The sequence below is a fragment of the Aerococcus sp. HMSC10H05 genome, assembly GCF_001806975.1.
GTDB lineage: Bacteria > Bacillota > Bacilli > Lactobacillales > Aerococcaceae > Aerococcus > Aerococcus viridans_B.
On sequence record NZ_KV786967.1, the window covers coordinates 34,317 to 55,098 of the forward strand.

General features: G+C 33.4%; 25 protein-coding genes. 17 read left to right on the forward strand and 8 right to left on the reverse strand.

Translation table 11 applies throughout. The features are described 5' to 3' along the window. Positions 1–31 precede the first annotated feature (31 nt). The gene (gene ssb, locus HMPREF3116_RS03180; RefSeq protein WP_070467756.1) at positions 32–577 is read left to right on the forward strand and encodes a single-stranded DNA-binding protein; all 546 of its coding nucleotides are present in this window, start codon (positions 32–34) and stop codon (positions 575–577) included. Between the two features lie 26 nt (positions 578–603). Next, positions 604–840 carry a 30S ribosomal protein S18 gene (rpsR, locus tag HMPREF3116_RS03185; protein ID WP_003142905.1) on the forward strand — a complete coding sequence of 79 codons (237 nt, stop codon included), beginning with the start codon at positions 604–606 and terminating at the stop codon, positions 838–840. Positions 841–887: 47 nt separating this feature from the next. Here rpsR and HMPREF3116_RS03190 read toward each other — a convergent pair whose 3' ends face one another. The 4 genes from HMPREF3116_RS03190 to HMPREF3116_RS08960 form a co-directional block, all read right to left on the reverse strand. Beyond that, positions 888–1,268, reverse strand: a complete 381-nt coding sequence (locus tag HMPREF3116_RS03190) for a VOC family protein (protein WP_070467757.1) — start codon at positions 1,266–1,268, stop codon at positions 888–890. Positions 1,269–1,428: 160 nt separating this feature from the next. Next, positions 1,429–2,496, reverse strand: coding sequence for an iron-containing alcohol dehydrogenase family protein (locus tag HMPREF3116_RS03195; protein ID WP_070467758.1), 1,068 nt, complete (start codon positions 2,494–2,496; stop codon positions 1,429–1,431). Positions 2,497–2,565: 69 nt separating this feature from the next. Beyond that, positions 2,566–3,600 carry a branched-chain amino acid aminotransferase gene (locus HMPREF3116_RS03200; protein ID WP_070467759.1) on the reverse strand — a complete coding sequence of 345 codons (1,035 nt, stop codon included), beginning with the start codon at positions 3,598–3,600 and terminating at the stop codon, positions 2,566–2,568. Positions 3,601–4,006: 406 nt separating this feature from the next. After that, the gene (locus HMPREF3116_RS08960) at positions 4,007–4,171 is read right to left on the reverse strand and encodes a hypothetical protein (RefSeq protein ID WP_168125772.1); all 165 of its coding nucleotides are present in this window, start codon (positions 4,169–4,171) and stop codon (positions 4,007–4,009) included. Between the two features lie 3,632 nt (positions 4,172–7,803). On the opposite strand from HMPREF3116_RS08960, the gene HMPREF3116_RS03205 reads away from it, so the two are divergent. From HMPREF3116_RS03205 to HMPREF3116_RS03240, 9 genes are all read left to right on the forward strand, one after another. Beyond that, positions 7,804–7,992: a hypothetical protein gene (locus HMPREF3116_RS03205; RefSeq protein WP_070467760.1), complete on the forward strand. Its 189-nt coding sequence runs from the start codon at positions 7,804–7,806 to the stop codon at positions 7,990–7,992. A gap of 22 nt (positions 7,993–8,014) precedes the next feature. Continuing rightward, positions 8,015–8,173: a hypothetical protein gene (locus tag HMPREF3116_RS08965; protein ID WP_168125777.1), complete on the forward strand. Its 159-nt coding sequence runs from the start codon at positions 8,015–8,017 to the stop codon at positions 8,171–8,173. Between the two features lie 11 nt (positions 8,174–8,184). Next, on the forward strand, positions 8,185–8,370 hold the full coding sequence (locus HMPREF3116_RS03210; protein ID WP_070467761.1) for a hypothetical protein: 186 nt from the start codon (positions 8,185–8,187) through the stop codon (positions 8,368–8,370). A gap of 72 nt (positions 8,371–8,442) precedes the next feature. Further along, complete coding sequence (locus tag HMPREF3116_RS03215; protein WP_070467762.1) at positions 8,443–8,874, forward strand: ImmA/IrrE family metallo-endopeptidase; 432 nt, start codon at positions 8,443–8,445, stop codon at positions 8,872–8,874. A gap of 256 nt (positions 8,875–9,130) precedes the next feature. After that, positions 9,131–9,373, forward strand: coding sequence for a hypothetical protein (locus HMPREF3116_RS03220; protein WP_070467763.1), 243 nt, complete (start codon positions 9,131–9,133; stop codon positions 9,371–9,373). 159 nt (positions 9,374–9,532) lie between these two features. Then, positions 9,533–9,793, forward strand: coding sequence for a type II toxin-antitoxin system RelE/ParE family toxin (locus HMPREF3116_RS03225; RefSeq protein ID WP_371440299.1), 261 nt, complete (start codon positions 9,533–9,535; stop codon positions 9,791–9,793). Further along, positions 9,786–10,064: a helix-turn-helix domain-containing protein gene (locus HMPREF3116_RS03230; RefSeq protein ID WP_070467765.1), complete on the forward strand. Its 279-nt coding sequence runs from the start codon at positions 9,786–9,788 to the stop codon at positions 10,062–10,064. Before HMPREF3116_RS03225 ends, HMPREF3116_RS03230 begins: the two co-directional genes overlap by 8 nt. A 235-nt stretch (positions 10,065–10,299) precedes the next feature. Beyond that, positions 10,300–10,617, forward strand: a complete 318-nt coding sequence (locus HMPREF3116_RS03235; RefSeq protein ID WP_050774130.1) for a type II toxin-antitoxin system RelB/DinJ family antitoxin — start codon at positions 10,300–10,302, stop codon at positions 10,615–10,617. Then, a complete protein-coding gene (locus HMPREF3116_RS03240; protein ID WP_003143327.1) occupies positions 10,607–10,882 on the forward strand; it encodes a type II toxin-antitoxin system YafQ family toxin in 276 nt (91 codons plus the stop codon). Before HMPREF3116_RS03235 ends, HMPREF3116_RS03240 begins: the two co-directional genes overlap by 11 nt. Positions 10,883–11,248: 366 nt before the next feature. Here HMPREF3116_RS03240 and HMPREF3116_RS09275 read toward each other — a convergent pair whose 3' ends face one another. From HMPREF3116_RS09275 to HMPREF3116_RS08970, 3 genes are all read right to left on the reverse strand, one after another. Next, positions 11,249–11,383, reverse strand: a complete 135-nt coding sequence (locus HMPREF3116_RS09275) for a hypothetical protein (protein ID WP_256365715.1) — start codon at positions 11,381–11,383, stop codon at positions 11,249–11,251. A gap of 492 nt (positions 11,384–11,875) precedes the next feature. Next, the gene (locus HMPREF3116_RS03245) at positions 11,876–12,220 is read right to left on the reverse strand and encodes a helix-turn-helix domain-containing protein (protein ID WP_070467766.1); all 345 of its coding nucleotides are present in this window, start codon (positions 12,218–12,220) and stop codon (positions 11,876–11,878) included. Between the two features lie 94 nt (positions 12,221–12,314). Continuing rightward, positions 12,315–12,452 carry a hypothetical protein gene (locus HMPREF3116_RS08970; protein ID WP_168125779.1) on the reverse strand — a complete coding sequence of 46 codons (138 nt, stop codon included), beginning with the start codon at positions 12,450–12,452 and terminating at the stop codon, positions 12,315–12,317. A gap of 1,962 nt (positions 12,453–14,414) precedes the next feature. Here HMPREF3116_RS08970 and HMPREF3116_RS09145 point away from each other — a divergent pair. Both HMPREF3116_RS09145 and HMPREF3116_RS08875 read left to right on the forward strand, forming a co-directional pair. Continuing rightward, entirely contained in the window at positions 14,415–14,738 is a 324-nt protein-coding gene (locus HMPREF3116_RS09145) for a hypothetical protein (protein ID WP_246819036.1), read from the forward strand. A gap of 1,821 nt (positions 14,739–16,559) precedes the next feature. Then, positions 16,560–16,730, forward strand: a complete 171-nt coding sequence (locus HMPREF3116_RS08875; protein ID WP_246819038.1) for a leucocin A/sakacin P family class II bacteriocin — start codon at positions 16,560–16,562, stop codon at positions 16,728–16,730. 620 nt (positions 16,731–17,350) lie between these two features. On the opposite strand, the gene HMPREF3116_RS03260 is transcribed toward HMPREF3116_RS08875, so the two are convergent. Then, a complete protein-coding gene (locus HMPREF3116_RS03260) occupies positions 17,351–18,610 on the reverse strand; it encodes a cytochrome P450 (protein ID WP_070467768.1) in 1,260 nt (419 codons plus the stop codon). 186 nt (positions 18,611–18,796) lie between these two features. Between HMPREF3116_RS03260 and HMPREF3116_RS03265 the strand changes: the two genes are divergently transcribed. The 4 genes from HMPREF3116_RS03265 to HMPREF3116_RS09280 all read left to right on the forward strand — a co-directional run bounded on the left by HMPREF3116_RS03265 (position 18,797) and on the right by HMPREF3116_RS09280 (position 20,453). Then, positions 18,797–19,381, forward strand: coding sequence for a hypothetical protein (locus HMPREF3116_RS03265; RefSeq protein ID WP_070467769.1), 585 nt, complete (start codon positions 18,797–18,799; stop codon positions 19,379–19,381). Between the two features lie 72 nt (positions 19,382–19,453). After that, entirely contained in the window at positions 19,454–19,681 is a 228-nt protein-coding gene (locus tag HMPREF3116_RS03270; protein ID WP_148129216.1) for an AbrB/MazE/SpoVT family DNA-binding domain-containing protein, read from the forward strand. Continuing rightward, a complete protein-coding gene (locus HMPREF3116_RS03275) occupies positions 19,678–20,067 on the forward strand; it encodes a type II toxin-antitoxin system death-on-curing family toxin (RefSeq protein ID WP_083272744.1) in 390 nt (129 codons plus the stop codon). Before HMPREF3116_RS03270 ends, HMPREF3116_RS03275 begins: the two co-directional genes overlap by 4 nt. A 263-nt stretch (positions 20,068–20,330) precedes the next feature. After that, positions 20,331–20,453, forward strand: coding sequence for a hypothetical protein (locus tag HMPREF3116_RS09280; protein ID WP_256365716.1), 123 nt, complete (start codon positions 20,331–20,333; stop codon positions 20,451–20,453). Positions 20,454–20,782: the final 329 nt, after the last annotated feature.

Consider the following 20,782-nt stretch of genomic DNA (forward strand, 5'->3'; position numbering starts at 1 on the left):
AATACATATTTCGTGAGAGAGGAGTTATTTCATGATTAATAATGTTGTACTGGTCGGCCGTTTAACTCGTGACGTCGATGTGCGTTATACGCAAAGTGGTGTTGCTGTTGGTTCTTTTAGCATTGCTGTTGAAAGAAACTTTAAAAATGCCCAAGGTGAACGTGAGACAGATTTTATTAACTGTGTTATATGGCGTAAAGCTGCAGAGAATTTTGCACGATTTACCCGTAAAGGTTCATTAGTAGGTGTTGAAGGTAGCATTCAAACTCGAAATTACGAGAATAACCAAGGACAACGTGTATACGTTACTGAGATTTTGGTAGATAACTTTAGTTTATTAGAACCAAAATCAGTTACTGAAAGTCGCCCTACCTCTGATAATAATAGCGGTTTTGGCGGATTTAATAACAATAACGCAAACAATAACAGTTATAACAATCAAAATGCTGATCCGTTTGGTGGAAACAGCTTTAATCAAAACTCCTCTTCATTTAACAATGGTAACGATAATCCATTCCCGTCAGCTAACGATGGTTCTGGTTCAATCAATGTTACCGATGATGACTTACCATTCTAATGGTATAAGTAAGGGAGGTAAAAAATATGGCAGCACAACGCCGCGGTGGTCGTAGACGTAAAAAAGTATGTTTCTTCTGCGCTAACCACATTGATCATGTAGATTACAAAGACACAGATTTATTAAAACGTTATATTTCTGAAAAAGGTAAAATCTTACCTCGTCGTGTAACTGGTACATGTGCAAAACACCAACGTACTTTAACAGCTGGAATTAAACGCGCTCGTATTATGGCTTTAATTCCATTTACTACAGCAGACTAATGCTAATAAAAAAACCATTTCGCTTTTTGGTGAAATGGTTTTTTTATTTAATTGGTTGTAATTTCAATGAGATTTCCTTCTGGATCTTGTATGACGGACTCATAATAGCCATCTCCAGTTGTTCTTGGGCCAGATAATAGTGGGAAACCATCGGCAACTAATTGAGCGGTTTTAGCGTCTACAGCCTCTTTGTCCCCTACTGCTATAGCTAGGTGGCCATAACCTAAAGCATCGGCAATATGAGGGCTTAAATGCTTCTTATTGGTCAATTCTAGTCGACTACCTTCATCAAAAGTTAAAAAATATGATGAAAAACGAGTTTTTGGATTGTGGTACAGGTCTCCAGCTTTGGCTTCAAAATATTTCTCATAAAAACTTTTAATAAGTTCCAGGTCTTCAACCCATAATGCAATATGTTCAATTTTCATATGTAGCCTCCTTTAATATGGTTTATAGAATGCGCTTCCAACTTTATGATAAAACAAAACGAGCTGTGATACTAGTCACAACTCGTTATCAAAATAATTAATCTCATATTAGGATGTTGGTTATTTATTTTAATCGTATGTTCTAAGGAGGAAAATTGGATTAAGCTAAGGCTTCAACATCTCTAATAGCTTGTTCGAACTTCTCACGGGTAATTGTATACGGAGAGTAGGTTAAGTCATCCATAGTCATTGCTTTATCAACTAATTTGTCAATATCTTCTTGGGTTGTTACGCCTTGATCAGCTAACTTAGTTGGTAATTTTATTGATTCCATGAAAGCTTTCATGCGATCACGATATTCAAATTGCTGGTCCATTGTTAGTAACAATAAGATACCATAAGAAACTACTTCACCATGTAAATGTTCATGGGCTTGTGGTAAGACGGTATAGCCATAGTAGTAAGCATGTGCCATGTTTGAGTTGATATCATTTTCCACTAATACTGACGCATATGCTGAAGCCCCGATAATTTCAAGTACAACATCTTCTAAGGCTTGGTTTGTTTCTTTGTTACGAACAGCTTCTAAAGCTTCGGCACCGACAGCCATTAATTTGTCATTTGTACCTTTAACAATATTAACCCCTAAACGGTTCTCAAAGCTTAGGTCTCGACCACGAGAAGAAAAACTTGTCTCTACTTCTTTAGACATACAGTCACCAATACCTGCCCATAAGTACTCTACAGGTGCTTCAGCAATAATTTGTGTATCGATGAAGGTATGATTAGCTGGTGCTTTACGATAAGCTAAACCGGCCATTTCATGATTATCATGATACATGACACAAACAGCTGATGTTGGTGCAGATACAGAGGCTATGGTTGGAATAGTGAATAAAGGTTTGTCTAAGTCACGTGCTACTACCTTAATTGCATCGATTGCACGTCCCCCACCAACTGCAAAAATCATATCTGCATCTTGTACTTCTTTGATGGCTTTCATTTTCTCAACGTTGGTATAAGACGCTTCTTTACCGTAAACTTGTTCAATGACTACTTCTAATGATGATTTTTCTAAGGCAGCTCCTAAATGTTCTTTGCTAGCTGCTAAGGCTTTTTCACCACCTAAAATCGCAACAGTTTTACCATATTGACTACAATATTCATCGATTGCATCAAAAGCATCAACACCAATTGTTAAATTCGGTAGATTTACTGATAGAGACATACTTGTTTTCCTTCTTTCTTTATAGTCATCCTTTCAAATCATTAGATTGAAAGGCATTTGGTGAAATGATTAATCTTCATCAACGTCTACAATCCATCCTTCAGGTGCTTCTAATTCACCAAATTGGATACCCGTTAATTCTTTGTATAATTTTTGTGATACTGGACCAACTTCTGTTTCAGAGTAGAATACATGACGGTTGTCTTTGTATGTTACAGAACCAGCTGGAGAGATAACTGCCGCATTCCCCATAGCACCAGCTTCAGCATATCTATCAAAATCATCTACTTTAATATCACCCTCTTCAACTTCTAAGCCTAAACGATGTTCAGCTAACCAAAGTAATGATTTTTTAGTAATTGAAGGTAATACTGTATCTGATTTAGGTGTTACAAATTTATTTGTATCTTTTTCGATTGCAAAGAAGTTTGCTGATGAGAATTCATCTACTTTAGTATGTGTTGCTGGATCTAAGTATAATACATCATCGTAACCTGCTTCTTGAATACGTTTTGCAGTAGCTAATGTTGAAGCATAGTTAGCTGTTGCTTTGATATTACCCGTACCATCAGCTGCTACACGGTCATGCTCGTGATCGATAATGTAATGATGAGGTGCTAGACCACCTTTGTATAAAGGACCAACTGGTGTTACATAAATCGTAAATAAATATTCTTCAGCTGCTGATACTTGTACGTGGTCACCAATACCTAATAACATAGGACGAATAAACATAGCCGCACCATTATGACCATACGGTGGCACATAATCACGATTTGCTTTAACAACTTCCTTACAAGCACGGACAAATTCTTCAACTGGTACTTCTGGCATCGCCATACGACGAGCACCACGGTTTAAACGTTCACCAAATTCATCTGGACGGAATAAAACGATTTTACCGTCTTTTGTACCATAAGCTTTGTTACCTTCAAATACCCCTTGACCGTAGTTTACAATAGGCGAAGCTTCATGAATTGGTAATTGTGGATCAGTTTCTAATCCTGCTTTATACCATTCGCCGTTCTTCCAATATGCACGCCAACGATATGGTACTTCTGTATAAGAAAAATCTAATTCATCCCAGTTTAATTTGTCAGTCATAATGAGCAACTCCTTTAAGTTTAAATCTAAAGTAATAATGTCAGCAATTTATTAGCAAAAGAAAAGGCCTCCCACACGCTGATGGGAGGCCTAAGTCCCATTCAGCATTTAACAAGCACGAATAGGACTTACGATTTTTTATTAGTGAAAACCACTAATTCGTAAAGTCCTGTTTATTAATAATAATGACCACTTGTGCTGTCTTTTTCATGAGACTACCTCTTTCGTTTTCTAATGTGAATTTAATATAACGTAAAATAAAATGGATTGCAAGAGGTAAAATGAAAAAAATCTAATAAAAGACATTTTAAATTAAAAAATACTCATAAAATGAGCGTATATGAACATTGTCCATATACGCCCTAATTTTTAACTACTGAAAGTTGAATAATATTTAACTGCTTACTTATTCTGAAACAGGTGCGTCAGCCGTTACTTCAACTGTATACCATCCAAAGTTATCTGCTGGATTATGTGCATAGTCGTAGTATTTTATACGGTTATTTACTGGCATAACTTCTTGACGGAACAGTATCGGAATAATTGGTGTTTCTACTATCGTCATTAGCATTAAAATGCTCATCTTTAAAAAACTGTATGTAAAAAGATTCCTATTTAGTAAGGATTGAATAGAACAGGTAGTTTTAGCTCCTTAAAAAATTTCAATAATTATTTTATACAAGACCTTATCATTCATCCAGTAATAGATAGAAATAAAGGCAGAAAGGAAACAAACATCTGTGGATAAACTTGTTATTAAGGCGAAACTACGTTCGGTAAAGGATAATGAATAAGGAAAACAGCTGTGGATAAAAATGTTTTTGAAAGAATTTTATAAATTAAAAAGTTATTCACATGTGGAAATGACTAGCTATAATACCTAGATTATTTAAAATGATATTTCACATGAAACATATAAGGTAATTTGTAGAGAGTATAAAAGGAGCAGCTACTGCTATTGAATAATTCTATATACAAAGGAAAATGAAATATAATGATTATTGATGTAAGGATTTCTAACATAAATATTTATTAATTGTTGTAGTACAGAGCGTAAATATAAGCTGAAAAAAATGTAATTTTTGAGAAGAATAAAATGAATTGAAAGATGATTTTGATATGGAAACTAAAATATAAAAATTTGGATGAAAGTAAATAGATGAATAATTGGGCAGCTAAAGGTAAATAAGTGAAGAAATCAAAATATAGAAGAAGATAATTAATAAATAGTACCCTACTCAATAAACTGGATGTGAAATTTCACAAACAAATTTGGAAAAAAAGATAAAGAAGTATTCTATTATAAAGAAGGATATTAATAATAAAAGGGATTTTGATGATAAAGAAAAGAAGAAAGAAATATATGGAAACATGGGATATGAGGTCATATGGCGCTTTGTTTATCAAATATATATCTACTGTTCAGTAATATATAAAAATATTTTGAGATGCTAATCGATAAAATAAGTCATATAGAAATTTTAAATGACTTTCCAGAATTATTGCTATTCCGTACTTTATAGTAGTTTATCTCTGTATAAACTAGTAATGGGAAAGTAATTTGTTAAACTATAGCATTTCATGTGAGTATAAGTAGTATTTAATCGACTATCAAGACATTAATTATCTGCACTTCCTCCTTTTATCTAGGTAATATATAATATATTAGTCACTATATTTTTAATATTGTTGCATATATAACTAGTTTCTATTCTTCCTCAAATCACAGCGTAATATTTCATTATTGGGGATCTATTGAGATTTGTCTTCAAATGAGCAGAAATACATGCCTATTTACTGGATAGAGATAACCTACTATTTCTATCTTTAAGATTTGTATAGAAGTAAAAAAGAGTAATGTTTCACGTGAAACATTACTCTTTTTATTAAAAACTATATATTGCCCTAGAATCATGATTATCTCCCTTTTTAGTTCTGATTAAGACTTAAAAATAGTAATTTTCTAATAGTCTAACAAATTTTGACTCATCTAACTTTATTATCATAGAAAATCATTTATAGTGGAAGGTATTATTGTTGAATTGGTATAAAGTAAATAAAGGTGTGGGGATTTTCTCTACTAGAAGGATGAATAAGGATTTCATGGTTCCCTTTACTTATAGCAAGTTCAAGCCTAACTAGACACTAGTTTTATCCTTAACTATAAAATAAAACAAATACACACCAGCTCAGCTACTATCCACTATCCCTTATCTCTAATTAGATTAAACACTAATATACGACACAATTTTAATTTATAGCCTATTCTCGTAGCTTAATTACTATCAAATACTCTACACTCATGCTAGTTACCAAGTCGGTCTGTGCGTGCAAGTAGTAAGTATAATAAGATCAATTCATATCATCTATAATGTTTCACGTGAAACATTATTATTATATATATATAAGATGAGAACTCACTATATTTTACTTCTATTATTAGATAGATCTTCAATCATTCATTATCTAATTTATTTAGTTAAAAAATTTGTAACTAGACAATGTATCCACTAGTAATATAAAGTAGGACAATGAACAAGCTGCATTATCATTATTCGCTATAATATTGATTTCGTCATCTGAATGTATAGTATAGATACTAGGTATGGTGGTGTTGTTACACGTGTCTACATTATTATTAATATTTTATGGTCCAAATAATATATTCGCTAAAACTTCACTTGTCTATACTCAGATGATTTATACTAGAGTTTAGGAATTTAATGATTAAAGTAAACAATTGTATAAAACTAATTAATATTGACGACTAATTGAATTGCTAAATAATGTAATAATGGTAGATTTAATTTTAATGTATATAGTGCTGCGATTCAGATGTGAAAAGTATCTAAAAGCTATCTATAAAAATGAACATAATTCTTATCAGAAATAAATTAATAATCATATTGTTATATATTGAATGAGGTTTAGATAGAAGAGGGGAAACGTTAATTTTTTTGTATCTTCAATTGTAAAATTAAGTGCAACGTGAGACCCACCTTACCTCACTATTTCCTGTTAACGTTATCTGAAGTATATCTTTAAAAATTTTCACTACATATGTAAAATCAAATTACAGACTATTATGGATGACTTTTTTTAAAACATGAAAATAATCATTCATAATACTAATGTTTCACGTGAAACATTATTTACTGATTTCATTTTTGAGAAGAGTATACACAAAATGGACAGCTAGTATCAAAAGAAAGTTATACTTCTTCCTTAAAGTATTATGTTAGTCTAAGTATTTTGTACTTCCACTATACCTATATAAGAGATGCGTATTATAAAAAATTCTTGAGGTGTATAACTTAAATTATTTAAGTCAGCGTAATATTAATTCTAATGCTGAAATATTTAAGCAGATTATTTATCTGGTATAGGAAATAATAGTAGAAAGAAAGATTGTTTTTTTTAATAAATAGATATAAGTATATTAATAAATACTCCTTGATATTAATTAGGATATTTAAAAGTATTTATAATGTTTCACGTGAAACATTATAAATACAACGTATGTTTGTTCGTGCATTAATAATGGTTAGCGTAAAATTACTCTTGGAAAATTGAATCTTCAATTGTCAATTTAAGCGCAAACCAAAAATCGAAAGTGAGGATTCCTTCGCTTAGTTTAGCATATATTAATCCAACAGTAACTTGACGCATCCTCTTTTTTAAAACTGTAGGGGACAAGCTGCAGCCATGAAAAACTGGGACTAAGGGGACAGGTTAGGCGCTAGCCACTTCAATAACTAGCGATAGGGGATCAAAAGAGGTCACTGTATGCACTCTTTCCCTGAATGGCAACTACGGCCGATTGAACGGTGGGGGTGGTAATCCTGCTGGGCCGAAAGCCCGGTAGCCTAAAACGAAGCTCTTAGGGAGGATTTTAAGAGAGTTTTAGGTGTGTTGCACGAACAACACCGACGCATACAGATGTGAAGCAGCGACTGACCGATCCGACGCTAAATATTCAAATAAATAGCACACGTGTTGACCCTAGTTTGCAGAATTATTTTTTAAATTTTGCATGACTAGGGTACAACTATGCCCACTTGCTCCTTTCCCTCTCCTCTGCTAGGTTAAGTGAGACCTTAAGTCAATAGCTTTTCTTGTTTTATACCGTTATTTTAAGTTAAATATAGATATAATAATCAAGAAAAGAACACAGGAATAAACATGTGAGAGGGGGGTATCGGGATGCCGAAGGCCTTAGCGATGCTTGTAAATATTGAAGAAGAAAATACAGTGACGTTTTATCTCTTGGAAGAAAAAAAAGACATACAGGTGACGATAAGAGATGATTTAATAGCGGAATTTGAAGTATCTCTTGGAGAAGAAGAAAGCTATTTTGTCATGCTTGATACGGTATTGAAGCAGGTTGTCTGAGTAATCTGAAAGGGGAAACGTCATGGCCTACAACTATAAAAAGAAAACAGCAGAAGAACGGAAATTAGAAATTGATGGCCTAACCGATGAGATGGATGTCAACTTACGCAACTATGCGACAGATCCGAAAGAGTTAGAAGCTTTTCTCGTTTTTATGAGTCAGTTTATGATTATTCGTTGAAGAATCAGTTATTGATTCATTCTCAATTTAAAGGTGCGTTTGGCGTTGCGTCTTTTAAGACGTTTAAAGATTGGGGATTATCTGTCTTAAAAGGGGAAAAAGGCATCAAGATTTTTGTACCGGTTGAAATCAAGCAATTCAAGACGAAACAGGGAACCTGGAAAAACCTGAGTGTTGCCACAAAAGAAGAAAAATAGGATTTTCCAGCCCATAAAACAACAGTTGAGACACGAAAACGGGTCAGCTTTAAGTTGGGGACGGTCTTTGATGTGACGCAAACAAATGCGCAGCCAGAAGATCATCCCGATTTGTTTCCAAATCGAAAAAAAGACTTTCAGTATGCGGGGAAACAGATGGTGATTTTGAAGAAAATGTTATTGTGTTATGCCAAGGAAGAACAGATAGGGGTTCAAGCAGCGAAAATCAGTAACAGTCCTGCTAAAGGATACTACCGGCCTGATATGCATACGATTGTATTAAGTGATCGTAATAATGAAAGCGAATCCATTCATACGCTTATACATGAGCTGGCGCATGTAGCAATGCACTATCCGAAAAAAATGGCGCAAAAAGAAACAGCGCTGCAGGAGACACCAGTATTAGAATACCAAGTTGAAATGACGGCCTATGTGGTGGCACATGCGTTTAGCTTAGATACGAAAGCTCATTCCTTGCACTACACGGCACAATGGACAAGATAATCTTTAGTTAAATCATGATGTTCCGCATAACTTAAATACTAATTACCAGTTGGATCATAAATACTCAATGATTCTTCAACACTATCTAACAAATCAAGCTGACTGTCTAGTCGCTCTGTTCTTAATTTATGACGTTCTTTTCTCAATGCCATTTCAGCTTATTTTTTAGCATTTTTTCATCTTCTAACGCTTTTTTACTTTCCGAAAATGTAAGTTAGCAGCTTCAATTTTAGCGTTTATTGTTGGCCATTTTTCGTTGGACTTTTTCTCTACACGTTCAAATTTCTCTTCTTTTTCAGTCACAACAGTTGTAGATACAGATGAAATTTCAGCTGATAATATTGATTTTGCCTACTGGAATGAACTAGAACAAACTTATGATTCAGAATTCAAAGTAGGCAACAGACGAATATCGCTTCGTGAAATTAAAGATGATTCAAAAATTATCAAACAAGCAGTAGCAAAAGCTTCAGACAGTGATTTGGAAGTGGTTGATTAATGTGCTATCTCTTAATAATGAATGGAGTGACAATTGATAGCATCTGTGCTATCATATAAATATGGTTAACAAAAAAATGAATTTGAATTTTTTGATGAAGAAGAGTTTAAAAAATTCTTAGATAAATTGCCCTCAAAAGATGCAATTAAAGTGATGTCTATGATTGATAATATTGAAATTAGAGGCATTCAATCATCCATCGAAAACCAATGGGTTAAGAAATTGGATGATAACTTATTCGAAATTAGGTCGAAATCTAGTAATAATATACAACGTGGGATTTACTTCCATGTAAAGGATTCACGATATATTATTACGCACTTCTTCACTAAGAAAGATCAGAAAACGCCAAAACGTGAAATTGAACGTGGGAAAAATCGGCGTAAATTATACTTTGTTAGGAGGAAATCAGATGAATAGAGTATTAGAAGAATATGCTGCAGAAAGAGAATTAAAAGAGCCAGGATTCGCTGAAGAATGGGAAAATGAAAAAGTACAGAATCGGATTGCAGATCAAATCTACAATATTCGCAAAAATCTAGGTTTAAGCCAACGTGAATTTGCTGAATTGGTTGGTAAACCGCAGTCCACTATAGGTAGAATTGAATCTCGTGAAGTGAATGCTTCTTTGGATACTATTGTATCTATTGCAAATGCAACGAATAAAAAACTAATAGTTGAGTTAGTGTAGTTACATCATTCATTCTAAATTTTTTTAGATTTTGAAAAAAGCACAAGAGTCCTTTGATATCCTGTGTTTTTTTGCGTTTCCATACTTTCGTAGAGTTAATCTCATTTAAAAAAAGTCAATTCAAATCTAGGCAACCTTTAGTTTGAATACTTGGGCGTTTCGATTGTAGGTTATTGTATTAACATTGTAACACTAATGTGTTACAATGTTTTATATAAGAAAGGTGGTATATGATATGGAAAAAGCTCGTAAAACACGTACTTCACCTAAAAGAGTGACTAAAGGAAAAAGCAACAAATCTGAATCTTCTACAATTACCATAAGAGTGGATAAAGACCTTAAAGAAGAAGCTGCCGAATTATTTGAAGATTTAGGTATGAACACGTCTACAGCTATTAATACATTTTTAAGACAAAGTGTCCGTGAAAATAAAGTCCCATTTGAAATTAAAAGAAATATTGAAACTGAAAATGCCCTACGAGAAGTTAAAGAAGGTCATTTAGAAACCTTTGAAAATTTTGATGAATTTTGGGAAGATTTAAATGAAGATTAGTAGGACTTCAAATTTCAAACGGGATTACAAAAAGTTTAAGAAAAAACACTATGATATGGATAAGCTTGCTCAAGTTATCAAACTCATTATCAATGGTGAAAAAGAAACTTTGCGTACACAATACCATGACCATATGTTAAAAGGTCAATATGCTGGTTTTCGTGAATTACATATTGAGAAAGACTGGTTGCTGGTCTATAAAGTAGATAACGATCAATTGATCCTGACTTTAATTAGAACTGGCACGCATGATGATTTATTCTAAAAACGGCCCTACCAATATGGTGGGGTTCTTTTTTTTACGCTGATTATTGCTTGTGCAAGCACAGCTATTATAAATGTTGCTGTGATTGTAAATGATTATTTTTTATTTTATTCGGAGGCATATGCACTTGTTCAAAATCGCTCCATTGTGTTTTTTATATACATTATCAATGTGGTACGCCTTTTTGGTTTGCATGTATGTAATACTCATCAATTTCCAAACCAACAATACTTAACCCATTGATATCTTCAACAGACTTCTTCAAAGTCTTTACGTATGCATGTCTCAAGTCGTTTTCAGTTACACCACTATCCCTTAGTGCTTGAGCGAAATTTTCGTAATCGTCATAATTTGATGCAGTAATTACTAACGGAAAATTATTTGATTGAAAGTGATTGATTCTGGTGTTCTTGTTCTTTTTGGTAAAAAATTATCAATATTGCCGTCTACTTTCTTATGTTCGCCACGTTCTATATATTTTTGGTTTCTCTTCTCGATCATCTGATTCTGCTTAGCTTGTAATTCTGTGTACGCAGTTTTGTTCAAAATTACATGTTCATGAATTTGAAAGCTATATTTGTTTTTGGTCTCTGATTGCTGAAGCTTGAGAGTCTAATTCGTAATGGCTTTTAGACAAACCTCCGTAGCTCATACCTTCCCCAATATGTGCATTTGCTGTGGTCATTTTATCAGCCCCTAGGTGTATTTAAATTCAATATAGCACACCAATTTTTCTAACTTGTCCTAATAGGACAAGAGGCTTGTAGGTTTGGCAAATTCTATGTTTACTAGCCACTTCGTGCCGCAAACGACCTTGTTGGGGAACACTCTGCCCCACTAATACCCTTGATAAACCCGTTCAAAACGTAGCTGTTTTGAGCAAAAAAAGAGACCTGAAATGTGGCCGTTTCGGTCTCATTTTTAGGCAAGATCAATCAGTTTTTTCGTCGTTTGTGTCGAACAAAGTAGAGCTCGCTAAACAAAAAAGATATTCTAATCTGTATATATATCGCTGCCAAAATAATTATCCTTTTGCGGAAGCATATTCGATTTCTTCAACCATTCAGGATTTTGTTCGATTAATTGTAGTAATCTTCTAGCACTACCGTTTGGATGTGATTTTCCAGTTTCCCAAGCTTCAACCGTTCTAACCGATACTCCTAAAAGATTGGAAAAAACTTTTTGTGTCATTTGTGTTTTGTTACGGACTGTTTTGACAGCCGATGGATTGTATTCCGGTAGATTATTTAATGTGTACTTTCTAACCATAACTTTATTTGGTTTGTTATGAGCGAACTTTATTAATTCACTCATACTGTCTTTTAGTGTATCACGCATATTAATTAGCTCCTATTTTTAACTATTTTTTAAAATCAGTGATAAATTGTTTGTTTTCTTTTTTGTCTTTATCTGTCAAAGACTCTTTTTTACTTTAAGGGTATACATCTAAAAAGGCATAAATAGCTTCCATCGCAATGAAATAAATGATTCGATAAGAACCGCTTTTGCCTTTTTTTGAAGACTCTGGATTAAATCTTAACTTTATTGCGCCACCCGTTTTTTGAATCATATCTCCTAAATATCCTGCAAGGCAAGACGTTTGGTAATTGAAGAATAACAAGCAAAAAAATAGCAATTAGGTCTTTTGACAAAGTATAGTTGCTATTCTTTTTTTAGGCCCTACTTTAATGAAATTTTTGTTTGGAGGGAATGACTTCATACCTTTAATTATTTCAGTTGAATTTAATAGAGAAGCCTAGCGTCTATTAAGAAATGATTTTCTTGATGAGCATCAATTTTTTTTGAGATAGGGACCCTTATACTAAAATGGGTATTCGGACGGAGGGAAGATTTCTCTATTTTTTGGTATACATCAAAGGACGAAAAAAATTAATGCAATTCGTTTAATACACAGTTTTTTCTCGTCTTATCCACATATAAACACAGTATTTTCTCGTCATTTAATCGCTGTATCCCTTGATATCATTGGGTTTATTTTTATCCAAAAGGTATAAAAGATAAAGTATTTACGATATATAAAAGGTTCATTATTTCACTAAAAAATTTAATATATGATACGTAAATTTCTCGTGATTTCTCAATATACAAAGTGTCTTCCTTGACGACAAATCTGAAATTTGTCGTTGTAGTTTATCATTATTGACGACAAAAGTTGGTGTTGATAACGACAAAAGTCTAAAGTTGTCGTTATTTAAAAGGAGATTTCTTATTTATTGCTGCATATAACGACAAAAGTGGGCGTTAATGACGATTCTTTTATTTTCTTTCGTCATTTACATTCTAATGACGAAAGAAATTGGCATTCAAAACGAATATATTTATATTTTTCGTCTTAATAAAGGGAATGACGAAAAATAATGGTGGTGTTAACAAATTTTTACATATATTTTCGTCCTTATTGGGTTAAATGACGAAAATATTTGGTGACATAAAGCAAGATTTATAGCTACTGCTTGTTGAAAGTATTTGTTTTCACTCTGATCAGGTCAATGAACGATATATATATTTATATTTAAAGACTTTACGCAATTCAAAAGCCGTATGTATCAAGGTTTTTGCACGTTAAAAAACCACATTTTACGTAATCAATCACCACAATAACTTAAATAAGTGGTTTTGTGTTTATTACAACATTTTACGTAGTAAAAACCACATTTTATCACTTTTGTTATAGCTGTTTTGAAATTATTTATTTATAACCACTTTTTTTACCTATTGTGGTTTATTTAAAGGTGATCAATAAACTATTAAAGGTTTGAATTACCAATTTACGTTCGATTTGTTTAACGGTGAATTAGTAACTTAACCTTATTTCTATTCGTTAAATAACGTTTAATTTAAAGATTTAAGTACTTTGCGTAAAAATAAAGCTTGATATAACAGGGGGGTTGTCATTTGCATGACAAATAGAATGGCAGTTTGAAACCAGTAATTTAAAAAAATAGGTTTCAAACAGGATTTGAAACCAATAAAATGGCAATTTGAAACAAGTTTTTTAAAATCTTTTGCTTTAAAAATTTCCAATCATTATATCGTTATAAATGCCAACTTTTGCCGTTGCTAGCCGACAATTTAGGTGTTCATCCTCCCTTTAACCTTGATATAACAACATTAATTTTTAAATCCATATAATAATTTATATAAACAATTTATTTAAATTATGTCTGTATGCCTTAATGAATTATAGAAATCAACAATTAGAGGGATGACCTTAAGAGGGTGTATAATGATGAATTGTTGAAATTCTATATGAATCCCGTAGAATTATTCATGTTAACTTTATAAGAAATAATTGAAACGATAATAGATAAAAAAAAGAAAAAAATATTGATTACTGAAGCAAATGAAGAGTCACTAAGTATCACTTAGAATGCTTCAACTGTAGTTGCTAAAAAAGATTACGTGGTACAATCATCGATTTGAATTATCAAATTGCTTTGTATGGTGAAGAGTTCGTTTATATTGATATTCAGACAAGCGATTCCGACAAAATCTCCTAACATAGTTAACGATGTCAGTTAAAGAGGGGCTAGGAACTCCTGATCAACTAGATAAAGAGTTTGATCACTACGTTAATTTTAAACGTAAGGATGCAATTGATGCTGCGATGTCTGATAACGAACTACGTGAGTTAGTTTTATCTATGGCATTAGAAAAAGGTCTATTGAATACGTTAGATTTTTCTTCAGAAGTTGAAGCGGAGAACGAAGAACCAGTCGCAAACAATCCAGAATCCAGAACAACGTCAAGCAATTCAGTAGTAAAACAATTTTATATAATGTTTTTGATACCAGATGGCCAATGCCTTTCTGGTATTTTTTGCTTTTCAATTTAAGTATACGGTGGGAAGGTCAGAACTACTAGTGGGTGTCAGCATGATATCCTTACTTCATTTATTCTCCGTCTTAGCTAAACTATCTTCCACTTCGTCTAGTTCATTCGCTTGGGTTAGGTCAAAAATATTTCGAGTGCTTCATCAAAAATATTACTGTTCATTATATAAGTGTAGGCAAGGCTCCATCCAAAAATCTCCTATTCAAACCAAAAGAATAGGCAAGGCTTCATCCAAAAATTTCCTGTTCAAACCAGAAGAATTGGCGAAGCTTCATCCAAAAATTTCCTGTTCAAACCAAAATGATAGGCGAAGCTTCATCCAAAAATCTCCTGTTCAAGCCAAAATGATAGGCGAAGCTTTATCAAAAAAACTTCTATTTATATTAGAAGCTTAGCCAAGGAATTGTAAAAAAATCTTATATTCATACAAATAGCTTAGGCAAGGTTTTGAGAAAAAATCTTGCATTCACTCCAAAGAGGGTAGGCTAGGCTTCAGGTAAATTTCTTCAAAAAATTTCCAAAGGCATGGGTAGGCTTTTTCAAAAATCTACTTAACTAAAGTGTAAGCCCTAAAGAAAAAAAGGCGTTTTTCACAAACTTTTTCTTGATGCAACAAGCTTCAAAAGCCTATTATATCAAGGTTAAAAGTGCATCAAGAACTTGCAAAAAGTGGTTCATTGGTGTAACAACTTGTAACAAGAAAATGATAAAAATGCACCATTTTCCCTTATGCTCTTCCACCCTTTTTTTAACAATCACAATGTATACCTAGCTTATCTAGTAAAGCCTAGCAAGGCCAAACAGAGAAAAAGGTGTATTTATCTGATCAAGTCTTCAAGAGCCATCGGTATAAATTAAAGCGGCAAATCGAAAGGGACGGCAAGAGGATTAAAGAGAGAATGGGAGGTTAGGCAGTCAGGTCTTGAATCATTTTAAAGAGGATCAAGGGAGGTTTTACGGGTTCGGTTTGAGTTTTAAAAGGATCATGCAAAGGAAGTATAGGACCAGTTAGAATTTAAAAGGGGCCATGGAAGGTTGAATGAGATCAGTTAGAATTTTAAAGGTACCGTGCAAAGGATGTATAGGACCGGTTAGAATTTTAAAGGGGACCATGGAAGGTTGAATGAGATCGGTTAGAATTTAAAAGGGATCATGGGAATATCAACTATGATTCCATTGAAAAAATAGATGAAGATTCTAAAAATATATTCGTAGAGATTCAAGAGCGCCTCCGAAAATTACAATAACTAAATATTTCACCAATGAAGAAGGCGAAATGTTGAAAGAAATATATATCTGGAAGATTATTAATCTATTTATCATACGCGTGAAGTTATTTCAAATCTTGAAAATGAATCTCAATCTAAAAATGCTGAAAGAATAGAAAATGAAAGTAGTCTCTAAAAATAAAAATGCCGTGTAAAGCTCATATTTGCTCTGTGTGGCATTTTCAAACACACTAGTACGTTTATATATTCAAATATATTTGAAAAACTCTCTATATTGATCCACAAATCCAAAAAATATAGAGCATCATTTACTAACTTAATTCTCCATAATCACATTAATATGCGTATTCATAAGTTAAAACTTTGAACATATCTTTTCTAATATAGGTCAATCAAAATAAGGAAATCTTATAAAATACACTTCTTTCCTATTCGAACTTAGATAATGAGGGTACATTCCTGTCTTTTGGACATATCTCCTTTCTATGAAAAGGCGATACAAAAAAGACTTATGCATATCACATAAGTCTATATAGGGGACCCCAAAAGTTAGACTAATTTTTGGGGTACCCTATATACTTTTAATAATTAGTCTGGTAGGAGCTTTCTCTCCAACAGCATATGCTAAAAGTGTATATTATGGAAATGGTGTAACTTGTAATACAACCACTAAAAAATGTACAGTTAATTGGGGAAAAACGGTTAATTGTATTGGAAACATTTCAGTAGTTAGTTGGGCAGGTGCTACAATTGCAAAATGCTAATGATAAAGGTATTTTAATTTTGATTTCTGATTTAATTTCTGAAATTAAATCAGAAATCAAAATAATGCAGGCGTAAAACAAGCAATAAAGTTATTAAATACTTCAAAAGATAGAATTGAAAAAGGTAAATAAACTCCAGAAGCTTAATCACGAGCTTTATATCAAACTTTATCAAGTATTTTTTTATTCGAACAATTAAAATTTACAAATCAAGAATATAAATTGTTAAAAGAAATAGAAAAAATTGCACATTCTCTATCGAAAATTTAGGAGGTTAGAGGCGTTTTAAAACTATTATAGGGTATTTTATTATATGCAATCATGTATAAAACGTTATGAACGACCCTAAATTTGCGTATTTTGACTATGATATACTTCATACTAAATATTCTATGATTATTTATATAAGGTAAATGATGAAAAATAAAGGAGGAGCTATGGACAAAGTAAGGGAATATTTTTTGGTTTAGTATTTTTGGATTAATATCTTCTGTTTTTTTTGATAGTAGAGAAGTAGAGATATTTTTCTCTATATTGTTAATAATAAGTCTTTTAGAAAGTGTAATTAGGAATAAAAAATAGGCTGGGACAAAAGCCTATTTTTTGCTTATAGCTTATTTTTATTCTTTAAAAAGTAATGATCGATCTTTCGGATAGGTTGGGAACTGATTCATTGGAATTTCCCAATCCTGCTCCGGAATCGAGAACTCATTCTTATTGACTAAATGATCCGAGAATACTCGCATACTATGTAAAGTGATCCATTCTCCCGCACAACGGTGCATTTCTCTGAATTTTCCTCCACCTTGAGCAATCATTTCATATTCTTCTTCATAAGATAAATCTTTTGCACGCCCTAGATAGCGACGGATTTCAAACTTTTCTGGGTCATTTACAGTTCGTTCATCATGATTCGTACCATAAAGGTCTAAAACTGTCCAAGTGTCTTTAGGAATATGGTAACCATTGATTTCAACATCATCAATTGCGATTGCTGGTAGCATTGGGAAGAAAGGATAGTATCGACGCATCTCTTGAATGAAAGGATCTTGTAAGTTTTTAAAGTCAGCTTTCAATTCATCATATACACCGTCCTTAGCAAATAAAGCATGTCCCATCAATACCATCCAGACAGTTAAAGCGACTGTTGGACGAATAATGTTCAGTAATTCAACTGCCGCAACTTCTAATGGCAATAATTCTCCCTCTAAATCTGTCGCTTGAGCGAAAGTATATAAAGCTAAATGTTCTTTGCCTGGAACAGGATTTTCGCGAGCTTCTTTAATTAACTCTTGTGCCCACTCTTCCGAATCATTTCGATCAGAAATTCCTTTAATATGATCGGTTGGTGAGGTAATTGCTCCACTGATCATAGAAATTTGTTTCTCAGCTAAATCTTTAATCTCATTTTCACTTAAACAATCCAAGTTAATCCCAGACCATTCTGCAACGGCTTCAAACAACACTAGATTCGCTAACTCAAATAATTCAAACTTTCCGTATTGTGCCTCCATTTTTTCTGTTAGGTGTCTGTCTAAGATTTCAGCGTACTCATCCATCCGTTCTGGGACCATTAAGTCCATAAAATAATTCTTTCGATGATGATGAGCTTCTCCATCTAAGGTTTGAACGCCATCTTCTCCAAACAAGGTTTTCAATACAGGTTTAGGCATTGCCCCTTCACGTTTAAACTTTGTTGGATCATAGAATTTCTTAGCAGCTTCTTCACCATATATCGTAATTATTTCTTTAGTTAAAAATTTTGCTTTTGCTACCGGAGCATCGACATCTTCACGAATCACCGATAAAAGATTATAACCGTGATCAAATAAATCTTTCGCCTCGGTAAGTTTAATCTTTGTTTCTGGTACTTCCTTCATTGTACATTCTCCTTTTTCTTTTCTGATAAATTAACTATAAGACTCATGTGGGTCTCTTTCAAGCAAAAGCTTCGTGAAAAGAATGTGAAAATACGATGAATCCGCTTTCTAAATGAGGCTGGGACAAAAGCCTTAAAAAATGAAAAAGCGCTGCAGGAGACACCAGTCTTAGAATACCAAGCTGAAATGACGGCCTATGTGGTGGCACATGCGTTTGGCTTAGATACGAAAGCCCATTCCTTGCACTACACGGCACAATGGACGCAGAATTTAGAACACGTGACGGAACTCGAAACGGCTCTGGAAGAAGTAAAGCATGTTTCTCATACCCTTATTTCACGTTTAGAGACACTTTTAGAGCATGAACAACTAAATGTGCAGGTGAACTTAAAAGACGCGTCAAAATCAAAAAATAGCGCGCTAGCACAGGCTTTCTTTTCTATTCATACGATTGAACCCATTACGCAGATTGGGACACATCGTGTTTATGATTTAGAGCTGCATTCAAAAACAACGGGACCACAGAAATATCGGATTCTCACGACAAAAACCCCTAATGAAATTGCACATACATGGGCGGGAGAAAAAAGTGGCACCGACTGGTTAAAGGAGCATGCCCTTACCGCATTTGTTGAGAAACATCCTGGAATCACCTCGCCGCAAGAAAATATAGCGACACTTGAAAAAATGATAGCGGGAGAAGCACAGCCATTTAATCATTTTATGAAAGAGACGCGTGAGAGAACCAGTCAAACAGAATTAAGGTATTAAAATACATACGTATATACTTGAATCATTTAATACATACGTATATACTATATGTATGAGGTGATAAATATGAAAATGATTCAAAGAAGTACACGTAAATCGGGACACAGCGTGATTACGACACTCCCACCCGATGTCTTACAGCAACTCAACTTAAACTTGGGTGATTCCATTGAATATGTTATCAAAGATGGTCACGTTGAAATCCGTAAAGCTGCCGAAAAAGAAGACGATTTTTTAGCAACGGTTAACGCAGTGATGGATGACTACACTGTTGCACTTGAAGGACTCGTTAGCCGATGATCCGTTATTTAACTGAACGGGAATTAGTTATGATTAATACGCTGCAGATTCAACGCTACAGCCCTGAGGAGCAGATCGGTGTAAAGGAGCCAACCGCTTTGAATATGTGTGTCGCTTTACCGAAACAGGCTGTATTTGATAAAGAACTTTATCCGACTATGTTTGATAAAGCAGCCATATTGTACCAAAAACTAGTTCAGAAACACTGTTTTCACAATGCCAATAAGCGGACCGCATTGGTTGCGGTTCATACATTTTTACGTTTAAACGGTGTGACATTAAACGTTAGCAATAAAGAAATAGAAGACTATACGGTAGCGATTGCTACAGATAAAGACCTTACATGGGAAGCTATTTCTTCATGGCTAGAAGTGCATTCAAAATAGATTAATATTACAGCGATTAAAAAGGAGCGAACTGTTATGTTCTGGCTAATGAAGCTAAACTTGATCATACCCGCCCTACTAACGAAAATGTTGAACGCGAATTATTCGTAACGGACTTTGATTACTTAGAGGACAATTACGTTAGAAGTGAAAATATAGCTGCTACAATCTATAACGGCAATCCATACACTCTATATTCAGAAGAATACTTAGCTAGTAAACTATTCAATACTTGGAAAAATAGTCCAGGACATTACGAAAATATGATGACTAACTATACAGATATGTGGGTATCTATCCAAATTGGAGATACTCCTAAAGGAACAAAAGGTATAGGGGTACAAGATTACGTCTACGGCGTGAATGTATTTGGTTATCAAGATTAATAAAAAACCAGTCTTAGGACTGGTTTTTTTATTGCTATTAGTTACGCTATTACACTATTATACTATCTTACTATTACACTATTACACTATCTTACTATTACACTATCTTACTATTACACTATTATACTATCTTACTATTACACTATTATACTATTATCCTATCTTACTATTACACTATTATATTATCTTACTATTACACTATTACATTATCATAGTATCCCAATACTACATTGATGCAATAAAGTGGATTAAACTAAAAAAAGCAATAAAAAAACTCCGGTTGGCAGACCAGAGTAATTATGGTTCTGTGTCAAATAGTGTTGGTGACC